Source organism: Streptococcus sp. 2021WUSS109 (assembly GCF_044427305.1).
Taxonomy (GTDB): domain Bacteria; phylum Bacillota; class Bacilli; order Lactobacillales; family Streptococcaceae; genus Streptococcus; species Streptococcus suis.
In genome coordinates this window covers 15,805-31,469 of record NZ_JAOTGF010000018.1, presented here as the reverse complement: position 1 = coordinate 31,469, position 15,665 = coordinate 15,805, and the positions used below count along the sequence as shown (strand labels likewise).

Below are 15,665 nucleotides of genomic sequence, written 5' to 3'. Positions count from 1 at the left end.
GGGCAGTATGAAGCAAGAAAAAAGAAGGCAGTTGGCAAAAATAGCCTATCTTTACTACGAAGAGGGGAAAAGCCAAGCTGAGATTGCTGCTGAGACAGGAATTTATAGAACGACAGTCAGTAGAATGTTGACCAAGGCTAAGTCAGAAGGCATTGTAAAAATAGAAATTCAAGATTTTGATAGGCGCCTATATCGACTAGAAAAATATGTTCAAGAAAAATATGGATTAAAAGGTTTAGAACTGGTTGAAAACAGCACCGATGAGGACCAGCTTGATTTAGAAAATCGTCTGGCACAGGCTGCAGCCGATATGCTTACCAATCTCATTGATGATGGAAAGAAAGTTGGTTTTTCATGGGGGAGAAGCCTCAGTCTTATTGTAGATAAGATAGGGAATCATCGTATGAAAGGTGTCAAATTTGTTCCAATAGCCGGCGGTCCAAGTCATATCCACGCACGTTATCATGTGAATACCCTGATTTACGATATGGCCAATAAATTTCGTGGAGAATGTAGTTTTATCAATGCGACGATTATCCAGGAGAATCAAGAACTTGCTCAAGGTATTCTTTCTTCTAAATATTTCGAGGAGCTACGTGCTGACTGGAAGGACTTAGATGTAGCAGCAATAGGTATTGGCGGCCGAGTCGATGAAAAAAATCGTCAATGGTTAGATATGTTGACGACAGCTGACTTTCAAGCCTTATCGGATGAAGGTGCAGTCGGTGAAACCTGCTGTCGTGGTCTGAATCAATACGGTCAAGCTATCGTTGAGGATTTGCAAAAGAGGACCATTGCCATCTCTTTAGATGATTTAAAAGAAGTTCCAGATACCATAGCTCTTGCATACGGGGAGGAAAAGGCTCAAGCCATTTTAGCTGTATTGCGAGCTGGCTACATTCATCATCTGGTAACAGATGAACGAACCATCGTAAAAGTTTTAGAACTGGATAATGATGTGCATGTCCATACAAATTTGTAAGAGAGTACTTCAATCGCTTAAAGGTGGTTGAAGTATTTTTTTATTCCCAAAAATGCACAAAAGTGCAGAAATAAATTAAAACAGAAAATGTTCTATAAATATATTTACGCTATAAAGAGAAAATGATATGATTTACTTACGAAAGAAATATAATAACTTACAAATAAAACAAATCGGAGGAAAAAGAAATGGAAATGATTGTTGCAGATCAATTGATCATGGGATTGATTATTTATGCTGGAGATGCGAAAAGTCACGCCTACCAAGCTTTGTCGCTTGTCAAAGCAGGTGAAGAAGAGCGAGCAGAAGAGGAATTAGAATTGGCAGATGCAGCATTATTAGAAGCTCACAATATGCAGACAAAATTCTTAGCACAGGAAGCTGGTGGAGCAAAATCTGATATTACAGCACTATTTGTCCATTCGCAAGATCATTTGATGACATCTATTACAGAGATCAATTTGATTAAAGAAATCATTGATTTGCGGAAAGAACTAAAAAAAGTTGGCTAAAACAAAAAAATTATATTTAGGAGGAAACCGAAATGGTTAAAATCGCTCTATTTTGTGCCGCTGGTTTTTCTACAGGCATGTTGGTAAACAACATGAAGATTGCAGCAGCAGACGCAGGTGTCGAAGTAGAAATCGATGCGCATTCCCAAGGGAAAATTGCAGATTACCTTGACGAAATCGATGTGGCTTTACTGGGACCACAAGTAGCATATACGCTTGATAAGTCAAAAGCGCTCTGTGATGAAAAGCAAGTCCCTATTGCCGTGATTCCAATGGCAGACTACGGGATGTTGGACGGGAAAAAAGTTCTTCAATTGGCACTCAGCATGGTTTCATAAAGGAGTATGGTCATGTCCAAAATTGATACACAAAAAATTATTGTCCCAATCATGAAATTTGTGAATATGAAAGGGATCATCGCTCTAAAAGATGGTATGTTGGCTATTTTACCTTTAACAGTAGTTGGTAGTATTTTCTTAATTTTGGGGCAGTTGCCTTTTGAAGGCTTAAATGCTGCAATAGCTTCTATATTTGGAGCGGAATGGACTGAACCGTTTATGCAAGTCTATAGCGGAACCTTTGCGATTATGGGCTTGATTTCTTGTTTTGCGATCGGCTATTCTTACGCCAAAAATAGTGGAGTTGAGCCTCTCCCTGCGGGCGTACTGTCCTTGTCTTCATTCTTTATCCTCTTGAAATCATCTTATATTCCAGTTGATGGAGAACCAATCGGTGATGCCATCGCAAAAGTATGGTTTGGTGGTCAAGGAATTATCGGTGCGATTATTATTGGTTTGGTAGTGGGCGCTATCTATACGACTTTTATTCAGCGTCATATTGTTATCAAGATGCCTGAACAAGTACCGCAAGCTATTGCCAAGCAGTTTGAAGCTATGATTCCAGCTTTTGTCATCTTTTTGCTATCTATGATTGTCTATATTGTTTCCAAGATGGCGACAAACGGTGGTACATTCATTGAAATGATTTACGATGTAATTCAAGTGCCACTACAAGGTTTGACTGGTTCATTACCAGGTGCGATTGGAATTGCTTTCTTCATTTCCTTCCTCTGGTGGTTTGGTGTACATGGCCAGTCAGTTGTCAATGGTGTTGTTACTGCTTTACTATTGTCAAACCTCGATGCCAATAAGGCCCTTTTAGCAGCAGATAAATTGTCTCTGGAAAATGGCGCCCACATCGTGACCCAACAATTTTTAGATAGTTTCTTGATTATGTCAGGTTCAGGTATTACCTTCGGTATTGTTTTTGCAATGCTATTTACCGCTAAATCAAAACAATATAAGGCTCTTGGTAAGGTAGCGGCCTTTCCTGCACTCTTTAATGTAAATGAACCAGTCGTCTTTGGTTTTCCAATTGTGATGAATCCTGTAATGTTCTTACCATTTGTTTTGGTACCGATCTTAGCGGCTTTCATTGTCTACGGTGCAATCTCAATCGGCTTTATGCAACCATTTTCAGGTGTGACCCTACCATGGTCTACTCCAGCAATCATTTCTGGTTTTATGGTGGGTGGTTGGCAAGGTGCAGTTGTTCAAATCATTATTTTAGCTGTCTCAACTATTGTTTATTTCCCATTCTTCAAAATCCAAGATAGGATTGCCTATGAAAGTGAAACGAAAGAACCAGTTTAGTCAATGATGTCAGACAAAAGAGTTGCACAAATGTGCAGCCGGCTTCGGAAATCTTAGCTCTCACTAGCATCAATTGACAATAACCCCTATTACAGGATATACTTAAGTTACAAACGAAGCAAAATTAAGTTTCGAAAGAAAGGGTAAAACTATGAAAACAGTGACTGAAGTAGCTGGCACTAGCATTAAAACTGAGTATTTTGGAAGTCTGACAGATCGGATGAACAAATACAGAGAAGATGTCCTTGATAAGAAGCCCTATATTGACGCGGAACGGGCTGTTTTAGCAACAAAAGCCTATCAAGAACATAGAGAGAAGCCCAATGTATTAAAAAGGGCCTATATGCTCAAGGAAATATTGGAGAACATGACGCTTTATATTGAAGAAGAAAGTCTGATTGCAGGTAACCAAGCTTCTTCAAATAAAGATGCTCCCATCTTCCCAGAATATACCTTGGAGTTTGTATTGAATGAATTGGATTTATTCGAAAAACGGGATGGGGACGTCTTCTATATTACCGAGGAAACCAAGGAGCAGTTGCGTAGCATCGCTCCATTCTGGGAAAAGAATAATCTTCGTTCACGTGCAGGTGTCTTGCTTCCAGAAGAAGTTCAAGTCTATATGGAAACTGGCTTCTTTGGTATGGAAGGTAAGATGAACTCTGGCGATGCCCACTTGGCTGTCAATTACCAAAAGGTATTGGAACAAGGTTTGCGTGGTTTTGAGGAGCGAGTTCGTGAAGCAAAGGCTAATCTCGATTTGACGGATCCTGCAAGTATTGATAAATATCATTTCTATGACTCAATCTTTGTCATCATTGATGCGGTGAAAGCATACGCAGATCGTTTTGTCGCCTTGGCTACTGAATTGGCAGAGAAAGCTCCAACCGCTCAACGCCGTCAAGAACTACTGGAGATTGCACGGATTTGTGCGAAGGTGCCGTATGAACCTGCTGAAACATTTGCAGAGGCAGTGCAATCTGTCTGGTTTATCCAGTGTATCTTGCAAATCGAGTCAAATGGACATTCTCTGTCCTATGGACGTTTCGATCAATACATGTATCCGTATGTAAAAGCTGATTTAGAAGCCGGACGTGAAACGGAAGACAGCATCGTCGAACGCTTGACTAACTTGTGGATTAAGACCATTACTATCAACAAGGTTCGTAGTCAATCGCATACCTTCTCATCTGCTGGTAGTCCACTATACCAAAATGTAACCATTGGTGGACAAACACGTGATAAGAAGGATGCTGTCAATCCACTTTCTTACTTAGTATTGAAATCTGTTGCCCAAACACACCTGCCACAGCCAAACTTGACTGTTCGCTATCATGCAGGCCTAGATGCTCGCTTCATGAATGAATGTATTGAAGTCATGAAACTTGGTTTTGGTATGCCTGCCTTCAACAACGATGAAATTATCATTCCATCCTTTATAGAGAAAGGTGTCTTGGAAGAAGATGCCTATGACTACAGTGCGATTGGCTGTGTAGAAACGGCTGTTCCTGGTAAATGGGGATACCGTTGTACAGGTATGAGCTATATGAACTTCCCGAAAGTTTTATTGATTACCATGAATGATGGTATCGATCCTGCATCAGGCAAACGGTTTGCACCAGCCTTTGGTCACTTCAAAGATATGAAATCCTTTGAAGAGCTTGAAGCGGCATGGGAAAAGACGCTTCGTCATCTAACACGGATGAGTGTCATCGTTGAAAATGCAATTGACATTGCTTTAGAAAGAGAAGTACCAGACATTCTCTGCTCAGCTCTGACAGATGACTGTATCGGTCGTGGCAAGCACCTGAAAGAAGGTGGAGCGATTTACGATTACATTTCTGGTCTGCAGGTTGGCATTGCCAATTTATCTGATTCTCTAGCAGCAATCAAAAAATTAGTCTTTGAAGAAGGACGATTGACACCAGAAGAATTATGGCACGCTTTGGAAACAGACTATGCTGGTGAGCGTGGTAAAGAAATCCAGGAAATGTTGATTGAAGATGCACCAAAATATGGTAACGATGATGATTATGCAGATCAATTGGTAACAGCAGCGTATGATATTTATATCGATGAGATTGCCAAATATCCAAATACTCGCTTTGGTCGTGGTCCGATTGGTGGTATCCGTTATTCAGGTACATCATCCATTTCAGCAAACGTTGGACAGGGGCGTGGTACCTTAGCAACTCCAGATGGTCGAAATGCAGGTACACCGTTGGCAGAAGGTTGTTCTCCATCACATAATATGGATAAAAATGGACCGACATCCGTTTTGAAATCAGTTGCCAAATTACCAACGCATGAAATTGTTGGAGGCGTTCTGCTCAATCAGAAGGTCAATCCACAAACACTTGCCAAAGAAGAAGACAAACAAAAATTAATTGCCCTCTTGCGGACATTCTTTAACCGCTTGCATGGCTATCATATTCAGTACAATGTTGTCTCTCGAGAAACCTTGATTGATGCACAACTACATCCTGAAAAACACCGTGATTTGATTGTCCGTGTAGCAGGTTATTCAGCATTCTTCAATGTATTGTCGAGAGCAACACAAGACGACATCATTGGTCGTACAGAACATACATTGTAAAAGAGGTTATTATTATGGAATTCATGCTGGATACCTTAAATATAGAGGAAATACGAAAATGGGCTGAGGTTCTACCCCTTGCGGGGGTGACCTCAAACCCAACGATTGCGAAGAAAGAAGGTGACATTGACTTTTTTGAACGTTTGCACCTTATCCGTGACATCATCGGTCCAAATGCTTCACTACATGTGCAAGTTGTGGCAAAGGATTATGAAGGGATTTTGGCAGACGCTAAAAAAATTCGTGAATTGGCTCCGGAAAATGTCTATATTAAGGTTCCGGTAACGCCTGCTGGTTTGGCTGCTATGAAAACATTGAAAGCGCAAGGCTATCAGATTACAGCAACAGCGATTTATACCGTTTTTCAGGGCTTGTTAGCTATTGAAGCGGGTGCAGATTACTTGGCACCGTACTACAATCGCATGGCCAATCTGAATATTGATTCGAATGCGGTCATCGCTCAGTTATCAGAAGCAATTGACAGGGAGTGTTCGGAAAGTAAAATTTTAGCAGCGTCATTCAAAAATGTGGATCAAGTGAACCAAGCATTTGCAAATGGGGCGCAGGCTATTACGGCAGGTGCAGATATATTTGAAGCAGCCTTTTCTATGCCATCCATTGAAAAGGCGGTAAATGATTTTGCAGATGATTGGTCTGCCATTCATGGAAGATATACTATCTAAACAGTTCTATATTAAAAAATAAGGGGGCACTATGAAACAATTCTCAGGTCTTTCACGCACTATCCAAGGAAATCATCTTTTAGACACTTGTGCGATTGACATTTTGAAAATAGGTCATCGTCCCCTTGTTTTATGTGCAAAACAGGAGTATAATACGACTGTAGAAAACTTTGTGAAAGTCTTAACTTGTCACGGACTCATTGTTAAAATAACCTATATGGAGGAGTGGGACCAGAACTTGGTGGAAGAATGTGGGGAAGCTGGTTTCCGACATTGTGCAGACCATATTATTGGCATTGGTAATAGTTCTGTGGCAGCTTGTACAAAGGCTGTTGCGGATTTACTAGACTTGCCAGCCGTTCTTATACCGACTTCACCGTTTACCACTCTGCCTCGGGTATTGGTGGAAAACAAGAAAAGAGAGCGACCATTGTTTAATGGGTCCATCCAGCTAATTATAGCGGATAGGGACCAATTATTGACACAACCTACCACGGAGTTGATGAATGGAGTGGTCAATACTCTTCTTTATCTAGCAGCCATAAAAGAAGTAAAAAGAAATCATCTATTCAGTTTGGTAGATGATATTCTTATCAGAGGTTTTGAAAGCGTTTTATTTAACAGTGGCCTTCAAGCTATAGAGGATTTTGAAGCTCGGATATTATCAAAAGAAGTACAAGATGTCTTAGAAGTTCTTTCTACTTGTGTAACATTAGACCTACCTAGTGATGCTTGGGACGTGATTCAACAAATAGAATCAAAGCTCAGCGAAAGAAGAGAGGATTTAGTGGATGAGCCATTGAAACGAAATCTTGTCCTCTACTTGCTTTTGATCTATTTGACTCAGGAATCAGAAGAATTTCAAGCCAGGCTGAAGTGGTGTCAACAGTTGCTTTTGTCTGCCAACTCTAGCAATCTATTGTCGCTGGAGGCCGTTTTCAAGGAAATTGCACTAGAGATAGGAGAAGATTGCTCGACACGTTGCTAGTAGGCATCGCTGTACAATGGCAATATTTAAAATACGGGCTCATGCCTCTTGCTTTCGGTAATGCTAACTGTCGTTTATTACTCAATATAACACTATCTATTATTTCAAGGAGGAATTCTTATGAAAGTATTTGCAAGTCCATCTCGCTATATTCAAGGTAAACATGTCCTTTTCCAAGGTGCAGAAGCTATCGGAAAATTGGGAACAAAGCCTTTGATTCTTTGTGATGATTTAGTATATGGGATTGTCGGTGAGAAGTTTTTGTCCTATCTCGTTGAAGAAGGGATGCAAGTCCATCGTGTGGCCTTTAATGGAGAAGCATCTGACAAGGAAATCCAACGCGTCGTAGAAATCGGAAAAGAACAGGCTAGTGACGTCGTAATCGGTCTAGGTGGGGGGAAGACGATTGACTCAGCCAAGGCGATTGCTGATTTACTAGGAGTGCCAGTCGTCATTGCTCCAACTATTGCTTCAACAGATGCTCCGACATCTGCTTTATCTGTCATTTATTCTGAAGAAGGGGCGTTTGAACGCTATATTTTCTATAAGAAAAATCCAGATCTTGTCTTAGTAGATACAGCGATTATTTGTCAAGCACCGCCACGTCTTTTGGCTTCTGGTATTGCGGATGGCTTGGCGACGTGGGTAGAAGCGCGTGCTATTTTACAAAGCAATGGAACAACAATGGCAGGAGGAGGTCAGACACTTGCTGGTATCGCTATTGCACAAGCCTGTGAACAAACACTCTTTGAATACGGACTTCAAGCCATGGCCAGCTGTGAAGCCAAGGTTGTGACAGCTGCTTTAGAAAATATTGTTGAAGCAAATACCTTGCTAAGTGGTTTAGGCTTTGAAAGTGCAGGCTTGGCTGCGGCGCATGCGATACACAATGGATTCACCGCCTTGGAGGGAGACATTCACCATTTGACACATGGTGAAAAAGTGGCTTATGGGACCTTGACCCAGCTCTTCTTGGAAAACCGTCCGAAAGAAGAATTGGAAAAATACATCCGTTTCTATCAAGCCTTGAATCTTCCAACAACTTTGGAGGAGTTACATTTGGCTGATGCTAGTTATGAAGATCTATTGAAAGTCGGCCAACAAGCGACGATTGAAGGAGAAACAATTCACGGTATGCCATTTGCTATTTCAGCAGAAGATGTAGCAGAAGCTCTGATGGCTGTTGACTACTATGTTCGCTCATTAGATAAATAAGAAGAGCATTAACAGTTGAGCATGTCCATCTAAACTTGTGAATAGAGGTTCGAAGTAATTGCCTTGGGAAATTCTTTCTCAGGGCTTTTCATTTGAAAAAATTATGATATAATTGTTAAATATAAAATATTTAGAAAATTTTGAAGAATTGACTTAAAGGAGATTTCTATGGCCTATGTAGTAGCTGTTGTTGGTGCCACTGGTGCAGTCGGTGCCCAAATGATTAAAATGTTGGAAGAGTCAACACTTCCAATCGAGAAAGTGCGTTTCCTTGCTTCTGCCCGTTCAGCAGGCAAGACCTTGCAGTTTAAGGGACAGGATATTGTCATTGAAGAAACAACAGAAACAGCCTTTGAAGGAGTGGATATTGCCCTCTTCTCAGCTGGTGGCTCTACATCTGCCAAGTATGCTCCTTACGCTGTAAAAGCAGGAGCTGTAGTAGTTGACAATACCTCTTACTTCCGTCAAAATCCAGATGTTCCTCTGGTTGTTCCTGAGGTAAATGCTCACGCACTGGATGCCCACAATGGCATCATTGCTTGTCCAAACTGCTCAACCATTCAAATGATGGTAGCCTTGGAGCCTGTTCGTCAGAAATGGGGCTTGGAGCGGATCATCGTATCTACTTATCAGGCAGTTTCTGGAGCTGGTATGGGAGCTATCTTGGAAACGCAAGCTCAGCTTCGTTCTGTCTTGAATGATGGCGTGGAACCAAAAGCGGTAGAAGCGAATATTCTCCCTTCTGGAGGCGATAAGAAGCACTACCCAATCGGTTTCAATGCTATTCCGCAAATCGACCTCTTCACTGAAAATGACTACACATACGAAGAGATGAAGATGACAAAAGAGACTAAGAAAATCATGGAAGATGACAGTATTGCCGTTTCTGCAACCTGCGTCCGTATTCCAGTCTTGTCTGCCCACTCTGAGTCTGTTTACATTGAAACTAAAGAAATTGCACCGATTGAAGAAGTGAAGGCAGCTATTGCATCCTTCCCAGGAGCTGTTTTAGAAGACGATGTGGCTAATCAAATTTATCCGCAAGCGATTAACGCTGTCGGTAGCCGTGATACCTTTGTTGGTCGTATCCGTAAAGATTTGGATAAGGAAAACGGAATCCACATGTGGGTTGTTTCTGACAACTTGCTCAAAGGTGCTGCATGGAACTCTGTTCAAATCGCTGAAACCCTTCATGAGCGTGGTCTAGTTCGTCCAACGGCAGACTTGAAATTTGAATTGAAATAATTTCATTAATCCAAAGTACACAAAAGGCTGCACTCAGCCTTTTTTAGCAACAATCAGTAAGAGAGGAAGCCTATGTCTATTCAAGATTTACGTGATGTAAAAATTATTACAGCAATGATTACCCCTTTCAAAGAAGATGGTTCGATTAATTTTGAAGTTTTACCTGAGTTGATTGAGCATCTGTTGTCCCATCACACAGAAGGGATTTTATTAGCAGGAACAACTGCCGAAAGTCCAACCCTGACACACGAGGAAGAACTGGAACTATTTGGTGCTGTGCAAAAAATTGTCAATGGTCGTGTTCCCTTGATTGCAGGTATCGGTACAAATGATACGCGAGACTCGATTGAGTTTGCCAAAGAAGTGGCGGCATTCGGCGGCTTTGCGGCAGGGCTTGCTATCGTGCCTTACTACAACAAACCTTCTCAAGAAGGCATGTACCAGCACTTCAAGGCTATTGCGGATGCCTCTGATTTGCCAATCATTATCTACAATATCCCAGGTCGTGTTGTCGTTGAAATGACGCCAGAAACCATGTTACGTTTGGCTGAGCATCCAAACATCATCGGTGTGAAAGAGTGTACAAGCCTTGCCAACATGGCTTACCTAATTGAGCATAGACCTGACGACTTCTTGATTTATACAGGTGAGGATGGCGATGCTTTCCATGCAATGAACTTGGGAGCAGATGGTGTGATTTCTGTTGCATCTCACACGAATGGTGATGAGATGTATGAAATGTTTACAGCCATCGAACAACAAGATATTCGAACAGCAGCCGCTATTCAACGCAAGTTCATTCCGAAAGTCAATGCCCTCTTCTCCTATCCAAGTCCTGCACCAGTTAAGGCGGTTCTTAATTACCTTGGATTTGAAGTTGGTCCACTCCGCTTGCCGTTGGTTCCATGTCCAGAAGAAGATGCCAAACGCACTATCAAAGTTGTCGTTGACGGCGACTACGAAGCAACCAAAGCCACAGTGACAGGAGTCGTACGACCAGATTATTAAAAACGTCTAGGGGAGTGAAACAGTTCGGGGAACTGTTTCAGCTGGTCACCAAGAAATACGAAAGTGACCACAGAAGACCCGAGCCAAGAAATGCGAAAGCGAGGATAGTCAGGGGAGTGACTATTTTAACGTGAGCCTTGAAATAAGAGAGCGAACAATGTCTGGGGGAGTGAAACAGTTCGGGGAACTGTTTCAGCTGGTCACCAAGAAATACGAAAGTGACCATAGAAGACCCGAGCTCAAAAACCCGAAAGCGAGGATAGTCAGGGGATAAGAATAGTCCAGTGGACTATTCTTACCTGAGCTTGAAAATAAAAAAGCGAAGTAATTTAAGGTGAGCCTTGAAATAAGGGAGCGAACAACGTCTAGGGGACATTTACAATTAGCGAAGCAATCGGAACCTTTGTTTTGGTCTTGGGATTACTGGCTTTCGGTCAGTATGATTTTCCAACAGGGCTTGGCACTTTAATCGTCGGCGGTTTGATTGTTTCCCTCGGAGTTTCTCTTGGTGGTCCAACAGGATATGCCCTAAACCCTGCGCGTGACCTTGGTCCTCGTATCATGCATGCAATCCTTCCATTGAAGCACAAGGGAGATTCGGATTGGGGCTATGCTTGGGTACCAGTACTTGGTCCCATCATCGGAGGCTTGCTTGCGGCTCTCCTTTATGGTCTCATTTTTTAAGAAATATCCTTCTCTAATCAGCAATGGTTAGGGAAGTTTTTTATTACGTAGATACCAAATAAGGGAGGAATTGGTCTTATGGAGAAAACAAGCAAACAAAAAAGACCTGAACAAGTTGTTCAAGCCTTTAAGAGTTATTAGATTAAGGATTCCAATTTATCCACCAATGAACCAACATAGGCGATGGTTTTTTTGAGTGGTTGGTCTGTTGAAACGTCGACACCTGCGTGTTTAGCAAGGTCTTGGGCAGAAAGACTTGCACCGAGTGAGAGGGTTTCCAACCATTTTTCAACAACTTCTTCAGGCTTTTCTTCCAATTGCTTAGCCATAGCCGTACCGATGGTCAAACCAGCTGAGTAGGTATATGGATACAAACCAATGTAGTAGTGTGGTTGACGCATCCAGATAAGACCTGCATCGTCACCGATTTCAAAGTCTTCACCCCAGAATTCCTTGATGACATCCAACTTGATTTGGCAGAGAATATCACCGTTGAGGTATTCTTCATTGTCCAAACGAGTGTAGACTTCACGTTGGAAGGCTGCTTCAAGCAAGTGAGTGACCATGTTGTGGAAGTAAGTACGGCTGATCAACTCGCTAATCAAGTAAGCCTGGAAGCCAGGGTCTTGGTTGTTTTTCAAAAGGGTGTTACATGTCAAGACTTCATTAGCAGTAGAAGGCGCCTCGATGAAGTAGAGGGATGGATCGTAGCTGAGAACGCTTTGTTTCTTAGCCAATTGGAAATGACCAGCATGTCCCAATTCGTGAGCCAATACCAAGACCTCGTTCATCAAGCCTGTCCATGAAAGTAAGATGTAAGATGGTCCATCATAAAGAGTAGCACAGAAGCCACCCGTAGCTTTGCCTTCGTTTTGAGCAAAGTCAATCCAACGCTCATCAAATGATTGTTCAATCATTTTCACATAATCTTCACCAAGAATGCCCAAGCAGTCAATCAAGAATTGTTTGGATTCTTCAGGTGTGATGCGTTGGTTGTATTCAGATGGTAGACTGATTTTCAAGTCAGCATGAGTGATTTTATCCAAACCATGAGCCTTGGCAACCAATTTCACATAGCGACGCATGTGAGGAGCCAATTCCTTCATGATGACATCAATCTGACGATCAAATAGGTCACGAGAGACATTTTGACTATGTAAGAGGAAGTCAATCGTATTGTCAAATCCACGCAAGCGAGCTTCGATTTGTTCGTTTTTGATATGAGACAAATAAGTTGCTGCAGTTGTATTCTTGTATTTTTTCAAGGTTGAATAGAAACCAGCAGCTGAATTGCGACGGATTTCGGTATCATGGCTGAGTTCATAATCATTTTCAAAGAGCACATAGCTATTGCCGAGCGTTTCGCCATTTGCCTCGAAGTTATCAAAGGTCATATCTTCAAACTTGGTCACACCGTAGTTATTATATGGCTGACCAAAGGTTGGTGCGAAGTTAGAGAGAAGTTCTTCTTGTAGTGGATGAAGCTGATGCGGCTTATCACGTAGGATTGCCTCGAAGAAAGCAGCCCATTGTGGTTGTTCTTCTTTTAATTCAAGAAGAAAGGCTTCATCTAATTGACCAAGTTCTGAATAGAGGAAATCTCGTTGAGGACGTGCCTTGGCAGAAACCAGGTCGTATTCGTTGGCCAGGCTCGCCAATTCAGTATTCATCTTGTCAACTTCTAATGGCAAAAAGGCATAGTGGGAAAGTCTGCTATCAAGAATAACGATTTTTTCGTATTCTGTTAAGGCGGAAACGATGGTATCCTTATCTGTTAGCTTCCCTTTGTAATTCGATTCGAAAGCTGTCACTTGCTTAGCGTAGGCTACCAAATTTTCTTTGTAGTTATCAGGGGTCGGAAATAGGATGTCCGTATCCCAAGTTAATTGCACATCAATTTCTTGACGTTTAGGCATTGCGTTTGTCATGATTTTCTCCTTATTTCATTTTAATAGGTCCATTATATCATACTGAAGGGCTTTCAGCGAAAATAAGCCAAGGCAAAATTTATGAAAAAGAATACTTGACAAAATACACAAAAACCTAGATAATGTAAGTATGAAAGGGTTTACTGAAAACCAGAAAGGAGCTTTTATGCAAGTCATTAAACGTAGTGGAGAGATTGTTGAATTTGACCCAGATAAAATCTACCAAGCCATCATTAAAGCTGCACAGACAGTCTATGTCATTGATGAAACTTGGCGGAAAAATCTTGCTCAGGTCACAAAGAAAGTAGTGCTTGACTTGGAAGAAGCTCATACAGAGCGACCAACGATTAGCATGGTTCAGTCGCAAGTTGAACACCGTCTTTTAGATGCAGGGTATATTTCTATTGCTGAGCATTACATTTCCTATCGTTTGCAACGTGATTTGGAACGTAACGGCTATGGCGATAAGATTATTGTACATCTGCGTTTTGAACAAGTACGTTAAGAGAAACCTAGAGAAATCTAGGTTTTTGCTTTTATATATCTTTACATTGTTTAAAGAAAATAGCATTTCAAAAACTTTTTGAAAAAAATGTGATATTCTGAGCATATTTTTTGAAATCGGTAACATTTATATTGTATAATATAGTTCGTAAAAAAATATATTTTCGAAAGTGAGATTTTACATTATGGCTAAAATCGTTGTTGTCGGTGCTAACCATGCTGGTACTGCCGCAATCAAAACTATGTTGACAAATTATGGTCAAGAAAATGAAATCGTTGTATTTGACCAAAACTCAAATATTTCATTCTTGGGTTGTGGTATGGCTTTGTGGATCGGTGAGCAAATTGGCGGTCCTGAAGGACTTTTCTACTCAAACAAAGAAGAGTTGGAGAGCTTGGGCGCGACAGTATACATGGAGTCACCTGTTACAAACATTGACTATGATGCCAAAACAGTTACAGCGCTTGTAAATGGTCAAGAACATGTTGAATCATTTGAAAAACTTCTTTTCGCAACTGGTTCACAACCTATCTTGCCACCAATCAAAGGTGCTGAAATCAAAGAAGGTTCTCTTGAATTTGAAGCAACTCTTGAAAACTTGCAATTTGTTAAATTGTACCAAAACTCAGCAGATGTTATTGAAAAATTGAAAAACAAAGACATCAACCGTGTAGCAGTTGTTGGTGCTGGTTACATCGGTGTTGAGCTTGCAGAAGCATTCCAACGTAAAGGTAAAGAAGTTATCCTTATCGACGTTGTAGATACATGTTTGGCTGGTTACTATGACCGCGACTTGTCAGACCTTATGGCTAAAAACATGGAAGAGCATGGTATTCAACTTGCCTTTGGCGAAACTGTTAAAGAAGTTGCTGGTAATGGTAAAGTTGAGAAAATCATCACTGATAAGAACGAATACGATGTTGACATGGTTATCTTGGCTGTTGGTTTCCGTCCAAACACTGCATTTGCAGGTGAAGGAATCGAGCGCTTCCGTAACGGTGCCTTCCTTGTAAACAAACGTCAAGAAACTTCAATCCCAGGCGTTTACGCTATCGGTGACTGTGCAACAATCTACGACAACGCTACTGGCGACACAAGCTACATCGCTTTGGCTTCAAATGCAGTACGTACTGGTATCGTAGCAGCTCACAACATCTGTGGCACTGACCTTGAAGGTATCGGTGTACAAGGTTCTAACGGTATCTCTATCTACGGTCTTAACCTTGTTTCAACTGGTTTGACACTTGAAAAAGCAACTCGTCTTGGTTTGAATGCTGCGGTTACTGAAGTAACTGACAACCAAAAACCAGAATTCATGGAGCACGGCAACTTCCCTGTTACTATCAAGATTGTTTACGATAAAGATTCACGTCGTATCCTTGGTGCGCAAATGGCTGCTCGTGAAGATATCTCATTGGGTATCCACCTCTTCTCATTGGCAATCCAAGAAGGTGTAACAATCGAAAAATTGGCCTTGACAGACTTGTTCTTCTTGCCACACTTCAACAAACCTTACAACTACATCACAGTAGCTGCCTTGGGTGCTGAATAATTAATTGAATACAAAAGCTCAGAGATGACTCTGGGCTTTTTTGGCGCTTGCTACTAATGATCCTCCAAATTTGGAAATTCATCACTCAACGATTAGTTGATCTTTCTAATTTACC

General features: G+C 41.4%; 13 protein-coding genes and 1 pseudogene. 13 read left to right on the top strand and 1 reads right to left on the bottom strand.

Annotated features, from left to right (window positions below):
* The first annotated feature begins 7 nt into the window (after window positions 1-7).
* From ODU37_RS07865 to ODU37_RS07815, 11 genes and pseudogenes are all read left to right on the top strand, one after another.
* Complete coding sequence (locus tag ODU37_RS07865) at window positions 8-982, top strand: sugar-binding transcriptional regulator (protein ID WP_002935426.1); 975 nt, start codon at window positions 8-10, stop codon at window positions 980-982.
* Between the two features lie 188 nt (window positions 983-1,170).
* Window positions 1,171-1,494, top strand: coding sequence for a PTS lactose/cellobiose transporter subunit IIA (locus ODU37_RS07860; protein WP_011922241.1), 324 nt, complete (start codon window positions 1,171-1,173; stop codon window positions 1,492-1,494).
* A gap of 32 nt (window positions 1,495-1,526) precedes the next feature.
* Window positions 1,527-1,832, top strand: a complete 306-nt coding sequence (locus tag ODU37_RS07855; protein ID WP_002935430.1) for a PTS sugar transporter subunit IIB — start codon at window positions 1,527-1,529, stop codon at window positions 1,830-1,832.
* A 12-nt stretch (window positions 1,833-1,844) separates the two neighbouring features.
* Window positions 1,845-3,146, top strand: a complete 1,302-nt coding sequence (locus ODU37_RS07850) for a PTS sugar transporter subunit IIC (protein WP_024395167.1) — start codon at window positions 1,845-1,847, stop codon at window positions 3,144-3,146.
* Between the two features lie 151 nt (window positions 3,147-3,297).
* Window positions 3,298-5,742: a glycyl radical protein gene (locus ODU37_RS07845; protein WP_398580454.1), complete on the top strand. Its 2,445-nt coding sequence runs from the start codon at window positions 3,298-3,300 to the stop codon at window positions 5,740-5,742.
* Window positions 5,743-5,756: 14 nt separating this feature from the next.
* On the top strand, window positions 5,757-6,425 hold the full coding sequence (locus ODU37_RS07840; RefSeq protein ID WP_024382948.1) for a fructose-6-phosphate aldolase: 669 nt from the start codon (window positions 5,757-5,759) through the stop codon (window positions 6,423-6,425).
* A gap of 31 nt (window positions 6,426-6,456) precedes the next feature.
* Window positions 6,457-7,413, top strand: coding sequence for an iron-containing alcohol dehydrogenase (locus ODU37_RS07835; RefSeq protein WP_249562504.1), 957 nt, complete (start codon window positions 6,457-6,459; stop codon window positions 7,411-7,413).
* A gap of 120 nt (window positions 7,414-7,533) precedes the next feature.
* Window positions 7,534-8,628: a glycerol dehydrogenase gene (locus tag ODU37_RS07830; protein ID WP_024384405.1), complete on the top strand. Its 1,095-nt coding sequence runs from the start codon at window positions 7,534-7,536 to the stop codon at window positions 8,626-8,628.
* Window positions 8,629-8,796: 168 nt separating this feature from the next.
* Window positions 8,797-9,873: an aspartate-semialdehyde dehydrogenase gene (locus tag ODU37_RS07825; RefSeq protein WP_029171167.1), complete on the top strand. Its 1,077-nt coding sequence runs from the start codon at window positions 8,797-8,799 to the stop codon at window positions 9,871-9,873.
* Between the two features lie 72 nt (window positions 9,874-9,945).
* Window positions 9,946-10,881: a 4-hydroxy-tetrahydrodipicolinate synthase gene (gene dapA, locus ODU37_RS07820; protein ID WP_249562505.1), complete on the top strand. Its 936-nt coding sequence runs from the start codon at window positions 9,946-9,948 to the stop codon at window positions 10,879-10,881.
* Between the two features lie 378 nt (window positions 10,882-11,259).
* Window positions 11,260-11,565: pseudogene (locus ODU37_RS07815) on the top strand (MIP/aquaporin family protein); the annotation flags it as partial.
* A 137-nt stretch (window positions 11,566-11,702) separates the two neighbouring features.
* Here ODU37_RS07815 and pepF read toward each other — a convergent pair.
* Entirely contained in the window at window positions 11,703-13,493 is a 1,791-nt protein-coding gene (gene pepF, locus ODU37_RS07810; protein WP_249562506.1) for an oligoendopeptidase F, read from the bottom strand.
* A 166-nt stretch (window positions 13,494-13,659) separates the two neighbouring features.
* On the opposite strand from pepF, the gene ODU37_RS07805 reads away from it, so the two are divergent.
* On the top strand, window positions 13,660-13,998 hold the full coding sequence (locus tag ODU37_RS07805) for an ATP cone domain-containing protein (protein ID WP_002935455.1): 339 nt from the start codon (window positions 13,660-13,662) through the stop codon (window positions 13,996-13,998).
* A gap of 184 nt (window positions 13,999-14,182) precedes the next feature.
* The gene (nox, locus tag ODU37_RS07800) at window positions 14,183-15,550 is read left to right on the top strand and encodes a H2O-forming NADH oxidase (protein ID WP_014638055.1); all 1,368 of its coding nucleotides are present in this window, start codon (window positions 14,183-14,185) and stop codon (window positions 15,548-15,550) included.
* The last annotated feature ends 115 nt before the right edge of the window (window positions 15,551-15,665 follow it).